This window comes from Citrobacter amalonaticus (assembly GCF_037053465.1).
GTDB classification, from domain to species: domain Bacteria; phylum Pseudomonadota; class Gammaproteobacteria; order Enterobacterales; family Enterobacteriaceae; genus Citrobacter_A; species Citrobacter_A amalonaticus_H.
On sequence record NZ_JBALIF010000006.1, the window covers coordinates 1 to 15,592 of the forward strand.

A 15,592-nucleotide genomic window follows, 5' to 3' on the forward strand; every position below is an offset into this window, starting at 1 on the left:
GATATGTACGGTACCAGGACAAGGTAGCCAAAGAGGAAGAAGAAAGACAAATACAGCTGGGACTGGAAGGGTAGTGTTTAAGCCCCCTTTTAGGGGGCTGTGTCAAAGCCACCTGCTATGCAGGTGGTTTTTTACTAAATCACACTCCGCCTTATAACCGGCAATGAGAATATCATATCCCTACTTATTTTATGGAAATGATGTCATAAAGTAGTGTCTTATTCCCCGCCTCGCAAATTTCCCCTTTCAAATATTTATTTTTGATCAAAAGATTGATTTATTCTCGGGAAACGATGCGTAAATTCACTGGATCTTTGGCTAAAGTTTCATTAGGATTTGTCTCATCTGATGATTAATTGTGCCAATTGTTGGTGCTGAAATGATAAGTGATACCGATTATATGAGGTTGGCAATGCCGTCTGAAAACCAGGAACCACGTCGGGACCCTGAGATGAAACGCAAAGCGTGGCTTGCGGTCTTCCTGGGCTCAGCGCTGTTTTGGCTCGTGGTTGCGCTGCTGATCTGGAATGCATGGGGGTAGAGATGGCTGTTCATGAGCAGCAACAAACCTCACCCCCTACATGTCAGCCATGTGACAGCTCGGGTGAAGAAAAAATCGCGCGCGTGAAGACCACTCCTGAATCCTGGAAATTGACGCAACAGCAGCAGGCTTTTATTGATTTATTCAATGAAGACGAACAACCGAAACAATAATCGGCCCCGTTCCTGTTACCGTTTTTTTGTACACGCGAAGAACGCGCAGTGCATTTTTATTTATACACCACAGCAATAAAGCGTTGAGACAATCTCAACATAATGTATTAATCACAGGTTGGTGTAGCCTATGCTTACTTCAAATATGAAATACTGGTCCTGGATGGGCGCATTTTCCGTTTCTCTGCTCTTTTGGGCGGAACTCATCTGGATTGTGACCCGTTAAGCTCAAACCTCGCTACGGCGAGGTTTTCGTTTCCCCTTATTGTACTTCCCGTCAGTTTTTTCCTCTTTTATCAATTTGGGTTGTTATCAAAACGTTACGATGAGTTTGTGTTATCTTTAATATTCACCCTGAGGAGAATCAGGGCTTCGCAACCCTGTTATTAAGGAGGAGCTATGTCGTCAACCCTACGAGAAACCAGTAAGGACACGCTACAGGCCAAAGACAAAACTTATCATTACTACAGTCTGTCGCTGGCTGCGAAATCTCTGGGCGATATCACCCGTCTGCCCAAATCACTTAAAGTCTTACTGGAAAACCTGCTGCGCTGGCAGGATGGCGATTCCGTGACGGAAGAAGATATCCAGGCGCTGGCGGGCTGGTTGAAAAATGCCCATGCCGATCGTGAAATTGCGTACCGTCCTGCACGTGTGCTGATGCAGGACTTCACCGGCGTGCCGGCGGTGGTGGATCTCGCCGTGATGCGCGAGGCGGTAAAACGTCTGGGCGGCGATACCGCAAAAGTGAACCCTCTTTCACCCGTGGATTTGGTTATCGACCACTCCGTCACCGTTGACCATTTTGGTGACGACGATGCTTTCGAAGAAAACGTTCGTCTGGAAATGGAGCGTAACCACGAGCGCTATGTGTTCCTGAAATGGGGCCAGCAGGCATTTAGCCGTTTCAGCGTCGTCCCTCCGGGAACCGGGATCTGCCACCAGGTTAACCTTGAATATCTCGGCAAGGCGGTCTGGAGTGAATTGCAGGATGGCGAATGGGTCGCTTATCCGGATACGCTGGTCGGCACCGATTCACACACCACTATGATCAATGGCCTGGGCGTTTTAGGCTGGGGTGTCGGCGGCATCGAAGCGGAAGCGGCAATGCTCGGCCAGCCTGTCTCCATGCTGATTCCGGATGTGGTGGGGTTCAAACTGACCGGAAAACTACGTGAAGGGATCACCGCAACAGACCTCGTGTTAACCGTTACCCAGATGCTGCGAAAACACGGTGTCGTCGGTAAATTTGTTGAATTTTATGGTGACGGTCTGGATTCTTTACCATTGGCCGATCGCGCCACTATCGCCAATATGGCGCCAGAATACGGCGCGACCTGCGGCTTTTTCCCCATCGATGGCGTGACGCTGGATTACATGCGTCTGAGCGGTCGTACTGAAGATCAAATCGATCTGGTCGAGAAATACGCGAAAGCGCAGGGCATGTGGCGCAATGCCGGTGATGAACCGGTCTTTAGCAGCACCCTGGCGCTGGATATGAATGACGTCGAGGCGAGTCTCGCCGGACCAAAACGTCCACAGGATCGCGTTGCATTGAGCGATGTGCCGAAAGCGTTTGCCGCCAGCAGTGAACTGGAACTCAATACGGCTCAAAAAGATCGCCAGCCAGTGGACTATGTGCTGAACGGTCATACATACCAATTGCCTGACGGGGCGGTGGTGATTTCAGCGATCACGTCCTGTACCAACACCTCTAACCCCAGCGTGCTGATGGCCGCAGGTCTGCTGGCGAAAAAAGCCGTAACGCTGGGGCTGAAACGTCAGCCGTGGGTCAAGGCCTCGCTGGCACCCGGTTCAAAAGTGGTGTCGGATTATCTGGCGAAAGCCAAACTGACGCCGTATCTCGATGAGCTGGGGTTCAATCTGGTGGGTTATGGCTGTACCACCTGCATTGGTAATTCGGGCCCACTGCCGGAACCGATTGAAACCGCCATCAAAAAGGGCGATCTGACCGTCGGCGCTGTACTCTCTGGTAACCGCAATTTTGAAGGCCGTATTCACCCTTTGGTTAAAACCAACTGGCTGGCGTCGCCGCCGCTGGTCGTTGCCTACGCGCTGGCCGGGAATATGAACATCAACCTGGCAACCGATCCGCTCGGGCATGACCGTAAAGGCGACCCGGTTTACCTGAAAGACATCTGGCCGTCAGCGCAGGAAATTGCGCGAGCAGTCGATCTGGTCTCCAGCGAGATGTTCCACAAAGAATATGCGGAGGTATTTGAAGGGACACCAGAGTGGAAGGGGATAAACGTTGATCGTTCAGATACCTACGGCTGGCAAAACGACTCGACCTATATTCGGCTGTCACCCTTCTTTGATGATATGCAGGAACAGCCAGCGCCGGTGAGAGATATTCACGGCGCGCGAATTCTGGCGATGCTGGGGGATTCGGTGACCACGGACCATATTTCACCTGCCGGAAGTATTAAAGCCGACAGCCCGGCCGGGCGTTATCTGCAAAGTCACGGGGTGGAACGTAAGGATTTCAACTCCTACGGTTCACGGCGCGGTAACCATGAAGTGATGATGCGCGGGACGTTTGCCAACATCCGTATTCGTAACGAAATGGTACCCGGTGTGGAAGGGGGAATGACGCGGCATCTGCCCGGCGCAGACGTGGTGTCAATCTATGACGCAGCAATACGGTATCAACAAGAAAACATTCCGCTGGCGGTGATTGCCGGGAAAGAGTATGGCTCAGGCTCCAGTCGTGACTGGGCGGCCAAAGGTCCGCGTCTGCTGGGGATCCGCGTGGTGATCGCTGAATCATTCGAACGAATTCACCGTTCCAACCTGATCGGAATGGGGATTTTGCCGCTGGAATTTCCAAAAGGGGTGACGCGCAAAACGCTGGGGCTGACCGGTGAAGAGTCAATTGATATTGCCAGTCTGCAAAACCTGACGCCTGGCGCCGCGGTTGCGGTGATATTAACCCGTGTGGATGGTCGTCAGGAGGTGGTGCAATGCCGTTGTCGCATCGATACGGCGACCGAGCTCACCTATTACCAGAACGACGGGATCTTGCATTACGTTATCCGTAATATGCTGAAGTAAGACGTAAAAAAGCCTGCATTCTGTATGCAGGCTTTTAATGACTGCGGGTTACGCCGCGCTATTTACTCAGCAGGTGCCCCATCTTGGCGGCCTTGGTATCCAGGTAGTGTTCATTATTGGGATTACGACCGACAATCAGCGGCACGCGCTCAACAATGTTAATTCCCGCTTCGGTGAGAATTTCGACTTTCTTTGGATTGTTGGTAAGCAGCCGGACTTCATCAACGCCCAGCAGTTTAAACATATCCGCGCAGAGGGTGAAGTCGCGCTCATCAGCAGCAAACCCTAACTGGTGATTGGCTTCAACGGTGTCATAACCCTGATCCTGCAACGCGTAGGCGCGAATTTTATTGAGCAGGCCGATATTGCGTCCTTCCTGGCGGTGATAGAGCAGAATACCGCGGCCTTCTTCGGCGATATGGGTCAGCGCCGCTTCCAGTTGAAAACCACAATCGCAGCGCAGACTGAACAGGGCATCGCCCGTCAGACATTCTGAATGGACACGCGCCAGCACGGGCGTTTGACCTGAAATATCACCATACACGAGCGCGACGTGATCGTGTCCGGTTGCCAGTTCTTCAAATCCCACCATCAGGAAATCGCCCCATGGGGTTGGCAGTTTGGCTTCTGCCACTCGTTTAAGCTGCATGTGTTTCTCCAGATAATGCAGGCACGCAATGTTGTGCCGTCGCCTGTTGGCTTATCTGTTTATTTTGCCATAAGGCGACGGAGTTCACCTAATCGCTGCCGCGCAATCGTCATGCGAATGGCACAAATCTGTCAATTTTTCCGGGCGGGTGATTTTTCAGTTATGATTGTGAGACTTATCGGTCAAAGAGGTGTTCATGCTGTCGATTGCAAAGCGTACTGCGGTGGGGGCGGGATTATTGTTAATAATGCCCGTCGTCGTGTGGGTTTCCGGATGGACCTGGCAACCGGGTCATCATGTCGCGTGGCTCAAAGCGATGTACTGGATAACGGAAACTGTTACCCAACCGTGGGGCATTATCACGCATGTCACTCTTTGCGGCTGGTTTTTCTGGTGTTTACGTTTTCGCCTTAAAGCGGCGGTGATGCTATTCGCCATTCTGGCGGCAGCAATTCTGATTGGGCAGGGCGTTAAGTCATGGGTGAAGGACCGGGTCCAGGAGCCGCGTCCCTTTGTTATCTGGCTTGAAAAAACACACGATATCCCGGTCGATGAGTTCTACACTTTAAAGCGTAAGGAACGCGCTAATCTGGTGAAGGAACAGCTCTCGACGCAGCCGGAGATCCCGGTGTTTTTACGTCAGCACTGGCAAAAAGAGACGGGATTTGCCTTCCCGTCGGGACATACCATGTTTGCGGCGAGCTGGGCGTTACTGGCCGTTGGATTACTCTGGCCGCGCAGGCGAACGGTCACGATTGTCATTCTGCTTGTATGGGCAACGGGGGTGATGGGCAGTCGTTTGCTGCTTGGCATGCATTGGCCGCGCGATTTGGTGGTGGCAACGTTGATGTCGTGGGTGCTGGTTACGCTGGCAACCTGGCTTGCGCAGAAGATTTGTGGGCCGCTTGCCCCTCCGCCACAAGAGAAGCAAGAGATTGCTGAACGCGCACAGAAAATCTGATTTCGCTTGATTTTATGGGGTTTGCCCCCAAATCATCCGTTAACGGGGCGCTTCCCCATTTCGCACGCGCCATGAAAATGGTAATTTAAAAGGCTAACTGCGGTAAGTTGAACACGATTTATTCGCTTAAACCACATAACGGGAAGTAATGTGAAATATTTACTCATTTTCTTACTGGTGTTGGCGATATTTGTTATCTCGGTAACATTGGGTGCGCAGAACGATCAACAGGTCACCTTCAATTACCTGCTCGCTCAGGGTGAATATCGTATCTCTACGTTACTGGCCGTTTTGTTTGCCGCTGGTTTTGCCATCGGTTGGCTGGTTTGCGGTCTGTTCTGGCTACGGGTTCGTGTTTCTCTGGTGCGCGCAGAACGCAAAATTAAACGACTGGAAAACCAACTTTCGCCGACGACGGACGTGGTGGTGACACCGGGTACGTCGGTCGTGAAGGAATAATCGTTTATGCTGGAGTTGTTGTTTCTGCTTTTGCCCGTCGCTGCCGCCTACGGCTGGTACATGGGCCGCAGAAGTGCGCAACAAACAAAACAGGATGAAGCTAACCGTCTCTCCCGCGATTACGTTGCGGGCGTTAACTTCCTCCTGAGCAACCAACAGGATAAAGCGGTAGACCTGTTCCTCGATATGTTGAAAGAGGACACCGGTACCGTTGAGGCCCATCTTACCCTCGGAAATCTGTTCCGCTCTCGCGGTGAAGTTGACCGCGCCATCCGTATCCACCAGACCCTCATGGAAAGCGCCTCGCTGACTTATGAACAGCGGCTGTTAGCCGTCCAGCAGTTAGGGCGAGATTACATGGCGGCCGGACTGTATGACCGGGCAGAAGACATGTTCAACCAGCTCACTGACGAAACGGATTTCCGCATCGGTGCGCTACAGCAGCTATTGCAGATTTATCAGGCCACCAGTGACTGGCAGAAAGCCATTGACGTGGCGGAGCGGCTGGTCAAACTGGGGAAAGAGAAGCAGCGTATCGAAATCGCCCATTTCTACTGTGAACTGGCGTTGCAACAGATGGGCAGTGACGATATGGATCGGGCAATGGCCTTGCTGAGAAAAGGCGCCGCGGCGGATAAAAACAGCGCCAGGGTTTCGATCATGATGGGCCGGGTCTGGATGGCGAAAGGCGATTACGCTAAAGCGGTTGAGTGCCTCCAGCGCGTCATCTCCCAGGATAAAGAACTGGTCAGTGAAACGCTGGAAATGCTCCAGACCTGCTATCAGCAATTAGGTAAAAATGACGAGTGGGTGGAATTTTTACGTCGTGCGGTAGAAGAGAACACCGGAGCGGCCGCGGAGCTGATGCTGGCAGACATTCTCGAAGCCCGCGAAGGAAATGATACCGCGCAAGTCTATATTACCCGCCAGCTCCAGCGTCATCCGACGATGCGCGTTTTCCACAAGCTGATGGATTACCACCTTAATGAAGCTGAAGAGGGCCGGGCGAAAGAAAGCCTGATGGTACTGCGTGATATGGTGGGCGAACAGGTACGCAGCAAGCCGCGCTACCGCTGCTCAAAATGCGGCTTCACCGCCTATACCATGTACTGGCATTGTCCTTCCTGCCGCGCGTGGTCAACGATTAAGCCTATTCGTGGACTTGATGGGCTGTAATTTTTAAAAACATCGCATTTTAGTTACAACATACTCATGGTTTTTTGCGCCGCTATTCAGGCATCAGAGCCACATCGCCTGGCAGAGGCACAATCGCGGCTGTTAATTTTTACGTCTGAACGGTAGAATGCACGCCGTTTACCCATTTGCCCCCTTAGCAAGAAGGCCTGGTTATGACGTTTACTGCTTCATCCTCTTCCCGCGCTGTTACCGATTCTCCTGTCGTTGTTGCTCTCGATTATAATAACCGTGATAACGCCCTGGCGTTTGTTGACCGAATCGATCCGCGCGACTGTCGTCTGAAAGTCGGCAAAGAGATGTTCACCCTGTTTGGGCCGCAATTCGTTCGCGAGCTTCAGCAACGTGGGTTTGATATCTTCCTGGACCTCAAATTCCATGATATCCCCAATACCGCAGCACATGCCGTTGCCGCTGCCGCGGAGCTGGGCGTGTGGATGGTGAATGTCCATGCGTCAGGCGGGGCGAGAATGATGACCGCAGCGCGTGAAGCGCTTCTGCCGTTTGGCAACGATGCACCGCTATTAATCGCCGTGACGGTATTAACCAGCATGGAAGCCAGCGATCTGGTTGATATTGGCGTGACACTGTCACCTGCTGAGCATGCGGAACGTCTGGCGGCACTCACGCAGAAGTGTGGTCTTGATGGCGTGGTCTGTTCCGCGCAGGAGGCTGTCCGTTTCAAACAGGCCTTTGGTCAGGATTTCAAACTGGTTACGCCAGGTATCCGCCCTGCGGGCAGTGATGCGGGCGATCAGCGGCGAATTATGACGCCTGAGCAGGCATCTGCCGCAGGTGTTGATTATATGGTGATAGGTCGTCCGGTGACGCAGTCTGCGGACCCTGCACAGACGCTCAGCGCGATCAATGCATCACTGAAGCAGGGGGCGTAATGAACGATTCCAATAGTCGTCTGGTTTACTCTACAGAGAGCGGGCGAATTGATGAGCCGAAAGCTGCGCCTGAGCGCCCGAAAGGAGACGGTATTGTTCGTATTCAGCGCCAGACCAGCGGCAGGAAGGGAAAAGGCGTTTGCCTGATTACCGGCGTTGACCTCAATGATGCCGAACTTACAAAACTGGCGGCCGAGCTTAAGAAAAAATGTGGTTGTGGTGGCGCCGTAAAAGACGGCGTTATTGAAATCCAGGGCGACAAACGTGATTTAATTAAGTCCTTACTGGAAGCAAAAGGCCTGAAAGTAAAACTGGCGGGCGGATAACGAAACAGCCACGATATATTCTTATCGTGGCTTTTATATTTACTGTTAATTAGCGTGTAGTACAGACCTGAAAAAATAATCGAATTATTATATCGAGCCGGTCAACCGTAGATTATTTACGATTATTTACCTACCTGGTGTCCGATAATACCCCCCACAGCGGCGCCACCCAGCGTACCCAGGGTGCTACCATCGGTTAAGACAGCACCACCTAATGCCCCAGCGCCCGCACCAATAGCGGTATTTCGGTCACGTTTAGACCAGTTAGAACAGGCACTCAGAGACATTGCCAGGGCAACAGCCAGTACTGCGGCGGTCATTTTTTTGCTCGTTATTAACATAATACTTTCTCCTGAATTAACGATTCATGAAAGTAAGCTCTCTTTAACTATAGTTAAAATATCCGCATTAAAAAGAGTATTCATGAAACCTTATTGCACAGGGTAATATCACGCAGGTGATAGTCACTTCCTGTTATATCGCTAATAACAATTTTACGACTTTTGCGGGTGAACAACAGGTAAATAGTCTTAAACAGGTTGTCAGAATGGTCTTAGAGCGCAAATGATCTACGTAAAGGCAAATCATTTGCGGAGAATTTATTCAGCGTTGATGATATTCACGATCAGACCGCGATTTTTCATATGCATCTGATCGCTGGCGCTGATTTTTGCATCAGTAATAACACGGCTAAACCGCTCAATCGGGCCCAGGGGATAGGGATGAACGGCACCAAACTTAGAACTGTCGGTCAGAACGATGGCCTCAGAGCCTTTTTCCAGAACCGCATTGACCACATCCGCACGCATCATATCGCGTCCAGTAAAGCCCGTATCGCTCTGCCAGCCATCAATGCCAATAAACGCCTTACTGAAATGGACCTGCTGGATAAACTGGCGCGTTAACGGACCCACCATGCTTTCGCTTTTTTTCTGATAAATGCCGCCGAGTAAAATGACTTCGCAGGGCGTCTCTTTCAACAGATGGGCAATATAGCTGCTGACAGTAATGATGGTGACGTTTTTCTGTTCTGCCAGCGTTCTCGCCAGAAGCGCATTACTGCTGCCATTTTCGATAAATACCGTCTCGCCCGGGTTGACCAGCGAGGCTGCAAACTCCGCAAGCTGGCGCTTGAGGGTGTAGTGGGTCATCATTCGGGTTTCCACGTCTTCACTGTCCAGTGAAACCGCAAAACCGTGGGCACGACGCAGATAGCTCTGCTTCTCAAGGGCATTCAGATCCTGTCGAATGGTGACTTCTGAAACGCCGGTGATTTTTGCCAGTTCAGAAACGCTCATCTGGCCTTTATCAATCACCATTTGCAAAATGGATTGTTGTCGGGAGTTCATAACGTTTAATTTTTATAGCGGTAATCATACCGGGGTTTATACACATGCGGCGGCGTGACAACACCGTGCACGAAAAAACTCAGATCTCCCACGGAGCCCTGGGTTTATTCGCTGTCGTGGCGGCGTTTTCCTGCACCTGGTTTAATAGTTCTGCCTTCAGTATTTCAAGGTTATTGATGGCGGAATGAACATCACCCGCGACCAGGATATCAAGCACGGTATCAATTCGTTCAGCAACCCGTTTAGCGTCGATATCAGACATGAGAGGATCCTTGGGCAAAATAGTATTGAATTTAATGATGCAAAAAATAGCGACAAAAGAGAAGGGAAAATTCAGCCTCGGCCAAATCATTGAGTAATATTATATATTCTGTGATGACCAACAGATTGGGTGTACCGCCACCCCCACAATCTGGCATTGTACGGGGTATCGGCAAACTAGCGTGTTTTCTTATTGAGATAACGTTTGTACCAGCGCTCAAACGCCACGGCAGGCATTGGTTTTGCGAACAAAAATCCTTGTCGCTCGTTCACGCCATTTTTTGTCAGGAACGCATCCTCTTTAGCGCTCTCCACGCCTTCTGCAATCACCTGAAGATTTAACGCCTGCGCGACAGCGACGATGGCGCGCACCATGGATTGCGACACCGAATTTTTATGAATGTCCCTGACGAAAACCTGATCCAGCTTGATGGCATCAATGGGGAAACGCGCCAGTTGCGAGAGAGAAGAATAGCCCGTCCCGAAATCATCGAGATGCACCTGGGCCCCTAACCGACTGAACTGCTGAATGACCGATAACGCAAGTTCCTCGTTCTCTATCAGGCAGCTTTCTGTCAGCTCGACATCGATAGGGCAGTATTCAAAATTCAGCTCATGCAGCACCTGCTTCAGGTCAGTAAAAATGGTCTGATCCGCCAGTTGGCGGGCGGAAATGTTAACCGCCACGCGCAGGTTTATCCCCTTATCGCGCCATTTCGCGACCTGACGCACAACGTCAAGAAGCACCCAGCGACCGAGCGGTACGATTAGCCCGGACTCCTCAGCATAGGAGATAAAATCCATCGGCGGGATCAGTCCGCGTTCAGGGGATTGCCAGCGCACCAGCGCTTCCAGACTGCGGACTTCACCGCGCCAGGTCAGTTTGGGCTGGTAGTGAATCAGTAACTGATCGTTTTCCAGCGCTTTACGTAGATTAGTATCCAGCCACAGATATTCGAACACACGTTCGTTCATTTCGGGGGAGAAGACGCAGAACTGACCGCGTCCACCTTCTTTTGCGGTGTACATCGCCGTATCGGCATTACGAATCAGGTCGTCACTGTCTTCGCCATGTTGTGGGGCCATGGCAATGCCAACAGAACAACTGATATACACCTCTATTAAGCCGATACGGAAGGGCTGGCGCAGTCGGGTCAAAATGCGCGATGCGACTGCCTCAAGCGAACTCTGAGAGGTCTGACTGGCAAGGATAATAAACTCATCGCCACCAAGGCGCGCCAGCAACTGGTTTTCCTCCAGACAGCTCAGCAGGGCGAGCGACACCGCCTGTAACAGTTGATCGCCAAACATATGCCCGTAGGCGTCGTTGACCTTTTTGAAGTTATCCAGGTCGAGGTAGACAAGACCCACCTGGCCGTCACCAGTCTGTTCGAGGGCGTCATTGATCAACTCGTGGATGGCGTTGCGGTTAGGCAACCCGGTGATGGTGTCGGTATTCGCCAGTACGCGTAGACGTTCCTGCGCGCGACGTTCTTCGGTAATGTCGGTCCCGGAACAGATAAGGTAAATTTCGTTCTTCCCGCTGCCGCTGTGTACGAATTTATTGCGAAACAGAAACAGGCGTTGACCTTTGCGGGTCTTTACCCAGCGTTCGACCTCATAGGCGTTACCGTTGCGAAAAAAAGCGCCGATGTTATGACGTGATACCGCGGCTTCCCGACGACTCATAAAAAGTTTAAAGACGCTCTGGCCGATCACTTCCTGTTCTTTGAGGCCGGTGTACTCTTCACATAGCCGGTTAAAGCGTTGAATCTTGCCCTTGCTGTCGAGGATCACGATGGCGGAGTGAGCTTCCGAAACCACCTGCTCGGCAAACGACAGTCCTTTCACCAGATCGCGCGCCACGGAAGGGGTATCGTGCCAGGCTGAGGCACTGCCTGCCCACTCATGCTTACTAATTTTACGCCCGACGAGATGAACAGGCACATCGCTGTTCTTGATGGGGAGCGTCATCATCAGGCTGGAGGTGATAACGGTCATGTCGCGAATCTGCTCTGCCTGAGCAGGAGAAAGTTCAACCTCCTGGGGGCCGTCAGCACTTTCGGTGACGGACAATTGCAGGACGTTTGAATCTTCTGACAGACGCCAGTAAGGCGTGTGCGTGCCCATATAGCTATACAACGTCGCAGACTCCCGAGTATCTTTCATGTTGCACACCATCCCGCTTAACGCGCATGGGATCCTCAATGGAAGGGTCGCCACCGTTCATGAAAACTTACGTAGGCTGAACATCTTGTTTTGTTTATGTATTTATTTGTAATTCAGAACCGAAAAAAAGCATAGGAACGGATGAAAATATATTCAGCCGACAGTCAAAGTGTAGTGAGTGAAAAGGGAATTGCAGAAAAAGAAAACGGCCTTTCTGAAGGGAGAAAGGCCGTTGCGAAACCGAGAAGTCAGGCTACCGGGCGGGCGATGATGCTACGTGTTTCCATCCGCACTTCGGCGATGGTGACATCAATGACATCCGTCACTTTCCAGACGGCTTCCCCTTTAATCTGGATGGTGCCGCTCTCCTGGCTGCAAACCAGTTCGTCACGAACAGCGTGCAGGAACGGCGCAGGGATAAAGGCAATGGCGCCGTTATCCACCAGACGCACGCGCATACCACCCCGACTGACATCAATAATCTCTGCCGCGAAACGCGTATCCGTCCCGGCCTTGTCGCTCAGGAAACGGGCATAGAGCCAGTCGCCGACATCACGTTCCGCCATGCGATTCAGACGACGACGCTCGGCCATTTGTACGGTCGTCTCTTCCTGCGGGCGATCAATGCTTTCACCTTTGATCACCGCTTTCAGCAGGCGGTGGTTGATCATATCGCCATACTTACGAATGGGGGATGTCCAGGTGGCATAAGCTTCGAGGCCCAGCCCAAAGTGAGGACCGGGTTCGGTGCTGATCTCCGCGAAGGACTGGAAGCGACGGATCCGGCTGTCAAGGAAGCCAGACGGTTGTGCATCCAGTTCACGGCGCAGTTTGCAGAAACCTTCCAGCGTCAGCACTTCTTCTGCATTCACATGCATACCGTGAGATTGCAGCAGCGCGGCCAGCGCATCGGCATTGGCCGGGTCGAAGCCGAGGTGAACGTTGTAAATGCCAAAACCGAGTTTGTCGCGCAAAACGCGTGCGGCGCAGATATTTGCCGCAATCATGGCTTCTTCTACCATGCGGTTCGCAATACGGCGCGGTTCTGCGACAATATCGAGCACTTCGCCTTTTTCGCCGAGAATAAAACGGTAATCCGGGCGATCTTTAAACACCAGCGCATGGTTATGACGCCACTCGCCCCGGCTCAGGCAGATGCGCTGCAGCAGACGGATTTGCTGTGCGATCGCTTCGCTTTCAGGCTGCCAGCTACCGGTATTTTCCAGCCAGTCAGAGACGTTGTCATAAGCCAGTTTTGCTTTTGACTCAATGGTGGCGGCAAAAAAGGTGATGTCATCTTCGATAGTGCCGTCAGCGGCAATGGTCATGCGACAGGCGAGAGCCGGACGCACTTCATTGGCACGCAGGGAGCAGAGGTCGTCAGACAATTCACGCGGCAGCATAGGGATATTGAATCCCGGCAGGTAGTTAGTAAACGCGCGGATTTTCGCCTCGTTATCGAGTTTGCTGCCTTCGGCAATCCAGGCGGTGGGATCCGCAATCGCAACGGTCAGTTGCAGTTTGCCGTCAGCCAGCGCTTCGGCATACAGCGCATCGTCCATATCTTCGGTGCTGGCGCTGTCGATGGTGACGAAATTCAGCGCCGTCAGGTCCTGACGTTCCAGACCTTCATCCAGCATTTCAGTCGCCACGCCGTCCGGTGCTTCTTTTTCAAGATTGTGGCGCGCCAGCGTCACCCACCACGGCACGAAGTGATCGTCTGCAAAGGTGATGAACTGGGTTAATTCGGCGTAAAACGTACGGTCGCCTTTAAGCGGATGACGGCGCATTTCAGCAACAGCCCAGTCACCCTCTTTGAATTCATGTTCCACACCGCGCGCTGCGCGGCAGGGGATGGCGTCTTTCAACAACGGATGGTCCGGGACGATAGACAGACGATCGTTCTTACCCTGAATTTTACCGACAAAGCGAGTCAGGAACGGCTCAACCAGTTCTTCTGGCTCTGCCGATTCACGATCTTTTTCCGTGTGGATGACAGCGATAATGCGGTCGCCGTGCATCACTTTTTTCATCTGCGGCGGCGGAATGAAATAACTTTTTTGCGCATCGACTTCCAGGAAGCCAAAGCCCTTTTCCGTCGCTTTTACTACCCCTTCAGCACGGGGCGTCTGGGAATGCAGTTGCTGTTTAAGCTGCGCTAGCAGCGGGTTGTCCTGAAACATATTCGTCTATTTTCGTGGCCAAAAGAGCGGCTGACAGTTTTACGCGAAAGTACCTGATGCGGCAAGCGCTCTTTATCGTATTGGCAGGGTTAATCAGTCTCACCCAGCGCAATGGTCAGACGATTCAACCATCCACATAAACCTGACCACGCCAACAGTGTGATGGCCTGGTCAACGGATGCACAGTCGTCCACCAACGGGATGAACTGGGCGGCGCTGAAACGGTCGGGTGCCCGGGTGAGTAATTGTATCGCCTGGGACAATGCACGCTCCTGAGGATGCTGTCGCTCCCAGTGCTCAATCTCGCGCTCGTTCTGACGTAGTGATTCAGCTACAGGTGAAGATTTTGCCTGTTGATAAAAGCAGAATGCACTGCCGTTGATTCGCGCGGTCAGCAGCGTAGCGAAGGTCTGTGAGGTAGATTCGCTCGACAGCGTACTCGTTAACAGGGTAGCCAGCAGGGCGAGCAGCGCCGGTTGATGCGCCAGATTAGGCGCGATGTGCTGAAGCTGGGGGAGTGGTTGATAGCGTGACAGACACTCAAACTGCTCAGGTGTGGCATAGCATGGTTCAACCTGTTCATGCGCTGAACGCCACCGGATATCTTGCTGCTGGAACAAACCCTGATCGGCAAAGGATTGCGTATCCAGTCCTGGAACCCAACGAACAGCCTGTCCCAGCCATGCCTGAAAAGTGGCAATCACCCGCGCCTGAAACCCGATATAACCAATGATTTGGTTCATCAGTACGATATCCCAGGCAGAAAGCCCCACGTCGCTCAAATGCTGGCGCGCCCGGTTATCAATCACCGACGGTGAATGAGCAAGCTGGCGTGCGTACTGGGTAATTTGCGCCAGCCGGTGATTACTCTCGCGGGACGAATCCGGTCCGGGAAGCGGCGTCAGGCGGGCGGCATAGTGATTGCAAAGTCGCTGCACGCCATACACCTGGGCGACCGTTAACGCCGTACTCATTCGCTCATAGGCGCTAAAAGTATGCAGGCGGTTGAGCAAAACGGTGTCGGGAAATAATTCGCAAGCCAGTTGACGGGCAGGTTGCAGCCAGGACTGAAAGGGTAACAGCGACGCTTCGGGTATCCCCAAATCCAGCAAAAATCGGTCATCAACATGCGCGGCTTCCGGGACCAGTGGCAGCACGTCATGCGGCCCGGTACTGGATTGCGTTTCATGATACCAGTGGCTTTTACCGCTGAATCGGCGTTGTTCCATGGGCGTTCCTTGGTCTGTATGTGGCGACCCGGACACGTCGTCAATTCACGCCGGATCGTTTTCGCTGCTTAATCCTGGCGTAAGCGGGGGAAGGGATAAAAGATTGTTGCGTGATAACAAATATCAAAAA

Annotated in this window: 16 protein-coding genes and 1 pseudogene; 10 read left to right on the forward strand and 7 right to left on the reverse strand. The window is 52.3% G+C overall.

Annotation, left to right across the window (positions count from 1 at the left end; all coding sequences use genetic code 11):
* The 5 genes and pseudogenes from WB371_RS23810 to acnA form a co-directional block, all read left to right on the forward strand.
* Positions 1-74: pseudogene (locus tag WB371_RS23810) on the forward strand (IS200/IS605 family transposase); the annotation flags it as partial.
* A 326-nt stretch (positions 75-400) separates the two neighbouring features.
* Positions 401-541, forward strand: a complete 141-nt coding sequence (locus WB371_RS11475; protein WP_336220486.1) for a YmiA family putative membrane protein — start codon at positions 401-403, stop codon at positions 539-541.
* 2 nt (positions 542-543) lie between these two features.
* The gene (locus tag WB371_RS11480) at positions 544-714 is read left to right on the forward strand and encodes a hypothetical protein (protein ID WP_336220195.1); all 171 of its coding nucleotides are present in this window, start codon (positions 544-546) and stop codon (positions 712-714) included.
* Between the two features lie 130 nt (positions 715-844).
* Complete coding sequence (gene ymiC / locus WB371_RS11485; protein ID WP_336220196.1) at positions 845-940, forward strand: small membrane protein YmiC; 96 nt, start codon at positions 845-847, stop codon at positions 938-940.
* A 173-nt stretch (positions 941-1,113) separates the two neighbouring features.
* On the forward strand, positions 1,114-3,789 hold the full coding sequence (acnA, locus tag WB371_RS11490) for an aconitate hydratase AcnA (RefSeq protein WP_336220197.1): 2,676 nt from the start codon (positions 1,114-1,116) through the stop codon (positions 3,787-3,789).
* Between the two features lie 58 nt (positions 3,790-3,847).
* Here acnA and ribA read toward each other — a convergent pair whose 3' ends face one another.
* Complete coding sequence (gene ribA / locus WB371_RS11495; RefSeq protein WP_044257729.1) at positions 3,848-4,438, reverse strand: GTP cyclohydrolase II; 591 nt, start codon at positions 4,436-4,438, stop codon at positions 3,848-3,850.
* Between the two features lie 196 nt (positions 4,439-4,634).
* On the opposite strand from ribA, the gene pgpB reads away from it, so the two are divergent.
* The 5 genes from pgpB (at position 4,635) to yciH (ending at position 8,271) form a co-directional block, all read left to right on the forward strand.
* Positions 4,635-5,399, forward strand: coding sequence for a phosphatidylglycerophosphatase B (pgpB, locus tag WB371_RS11500; RefSeq protein ID WP_336220198.1), 765 nt, complete (start codon positions 4,635-4,637; stop codon positions 5,397-5,399).
* 150 nt (positions 5,400-5,549) lie between these two features.
* Positions 5,550-5,858, forward strand: coding sequence for a LapA family protein (locus WB371_RS11505; protein WP_336220199.1), 309 nt, complete (start codon positions 5,550-5,552; stop codon positions 5,856-5,858).
* Between the two features lie 6 nt (positions 5,859-5,864).
* Positions 5,865-7,034: a lipopolysaccharide assembly protein LapB gene (lapB, locus tag WB371_RS11510; RefSeq protein ID WP_336220200.1), complete on the forward strand. Its 1,170-nt coding sequence runs from the start codon at positions 5,865-5,867 to the stop codon at positions 7,032-7,034.
* A 173-nt stretch (positions 7,035-7,207) separates the two neighbouring features.
* Positions 7,208-7,945 (forward strand): orotidine-5'-phosphate decarboxylase, encoded by a 738-nt coding sequence (pyrF, locus tag WB371_RS11515; RefSeq protein WP_336220201.1) that lies wholly within the window; start codon positions 7,208-7,210, stop codon positions 7,943-7,945.
* Complete coding sequence (gene yciH, locus WB371_RS11520) at positions 7,945-8,271, forward strand: stress response translation initiation inhibitor YciH (RefSeq protein ID WP_336220202.1); 327 nt, start codon at positions 7,945-7,947, stop codon at positions 8,269-8,271. Before pyrF ends, yciH begins: the two co-directional genes overlap by 1 nt.
* A 122-nt stretch (positions 8,272-8,393) precedes the next feature.
* Here the strand turns inward: yciH and osmB are convergent, their stop codons facing one another.
* The 6 genes from osmB to WB371_RS11550 all read right to left on the reverse strand — a co-directional run bounded on the left by osmB (position 8,394) and on the right by WB371_RS11550 (position 15,462).
* Positions 8,394-8,612 (reverse strand): osmotically-inducible lipoprotein OsmB, encoded by a 219-nt coding sequence (gene osmB / locus WB371_RS11525; RefSeq protein WP_336220203.1) that lies wholly within the window; start codon positions 8,610-8,612, stop codon positions 8,394-8,396.
* 258 nt (positions 8,613-8,870) lie between these two features.
* Positions 8,871-9,620 carry a DNA-binding transcriptional regulator YciT gene (locus WB371_RS11530; RefSeq protein WP_336220204.1) on the reverse strand — a complete coding sequence of 250 codons (750 nt, stop codon included), beginning with the start codon at positions 9,618-9,620 and terminating at the stop codon, positions 8,871-8,873.
* Between the two features lie 79 nt (positions 9,621-9,699).
* Positions 9,700-9,882: a hypothetical protein gene (locus tag WB371_RS11535; RefSeq protein WP_336220205.1), complete on the reverse strand. Its 183-nt coding sequence runs from the start codon at positions 9,880-9,882 to the stop codon at positions 9,700-9,702.
* 176 nt (positions 9,883-10,058) lie between these two features.
* Positions 10,059-12,050, reverse strand: coding sequence for a cyclic di-GMP phosphodiesterase (gene pdeR / locus WB371_RS11540; protein WP_336220206.1), 1,992 nt, complete (start codon positions 12,048-12,050; stop codon positions 10,059-10,061).
* A gap of 248 nt (positions 12,051-12,298) precedes the next feature.
* Positions 12,299-14,233: an exoribonuclease II gene (locus WB371_RS11545; RefSeq protein WP_336220207.1), complete on the reverse strand. Its 1,935-nt coding sequence runs from the start codon at positions 14,231-14,233 to the stop codon at positions 12,299-12,301.
* Positions 14,234-14,322: 89 nt separating this feature from the next.
* Positions 14,323-15,462 (reverse strand): CMD domain-containing protein, encoded by a 1,140-nt coding sequence (locus WB371_RS11550; protein WP_336220208.1) that lies wholly within the window; start codon positions 15,460-15,462, stop codon positions 14,323-14,325.
* Positions 15,463-15,592: the final 130 nt, after the last annotated feature.

Excerpts from the sequence above, each read along its gene's own strand:
- yciH (WP_336220202.1), top strand. The coding sequence starts at position 7,945 with ATGAACGATTCCAATAGTCGTCTGGTTTACTCTACAGAGAGCGGGCGA.
- WB371_RS11475 (WP_336220486.1), top strand. The coding sequence starts at position 401 with ATGAGGTTGGCAATGCCGTCTGAAAACCAGGAACCACGTCGGGACCCT.
- acnA (WP_336220197.1), top strand. The coding sequence starts at position 1,114 with ATGTCGTCAACCCTACGAGAAACCAGTAAGGACACGCTACAGGCCAAA.
- osmB (WP_336220203.1), bottom strand. The coding sequence starts at position 8,612 with ATGTTAATAACGAGCAAAAAAATGACCGCCGCAGTACTGGCTGTTGCC.
- ribA (WP_044257729.1), bottom strand. The coding sequence starts at position 4,438 with ATGCAGCTTAAACGAGTGGCAGAAGCCAAACTGCCAACCCCATGGGGC.
- ymiC (WP_336220196.1), top strand. The coding sequence starts at position 845 with ATGCTTACTTCAAATATGAAATACTGGTCCTGGATGGGCGCATTTTCC.
- pgpB (WP_336220198.1), top strand. The coding sequence starts at position 4,635 with ATGCTGTCGATTGCAAAGCGTACTGCGGTGGGGGCGGGATTATTGTTA.
- WB371_RS11535 (WP_336220205.1), bottom strand. The coding sequence starts at position 9,882 with ATGTCTGATATCGACGCTAAACGGGTTGCTGAACGAATTGATACCGTG.
- pdeR (WP_336220206.1), bottom strand. The coding sequence starts at position 12,050 with ATGAAAGATACTCGGGAGTCTGCGACGTTGTATAGCTATATGGGCACG.
- WB371_RS11530 (WP_336220204.1), bottom strand. The coding sequence starts at position 9,620 with ATGAACTCCCGACAACAATCCATTTTGCAAATGGTGATTGATAAAGGC.
- WB371_RS11545 (WP_336220207.1), bottom strand. The coding sequence starts at position 14,233 with ATGTTTCAGGACAACCCGCTGCTAGCGCAGCTTAAACAGCAACTGCAT.
- pyrF (WP_336220201.1), top strand. The coding sequence starts at position 7,208 with ATGACGTTTACTGCTTCATCCTCTTCCCGCGCTGTTACCGATTCTCCT.
- lapB (WP_336220200.1), top strand. The coding sequence starts at position 5,865 with ATGCTGGAGTTGTTGTTTCTGCTTTTGCCCGTCGCTGCCGCCTACGGC.
- WB371_RS11550 (WP_336220208.1), bottom strand. The coding sequence starts at position 15,462 with ATGGAACAACGCCGATTCAGCGGTAAAAGCCACTGGTATCATGAAACG.
- WB371_RS11480 (WP_336220195.1), top strand. The coding sequence starts at position 544 with ATGGCTGTTCATGAGCAGCAACAAACCTCACCCCCTACATGTCAGCCA.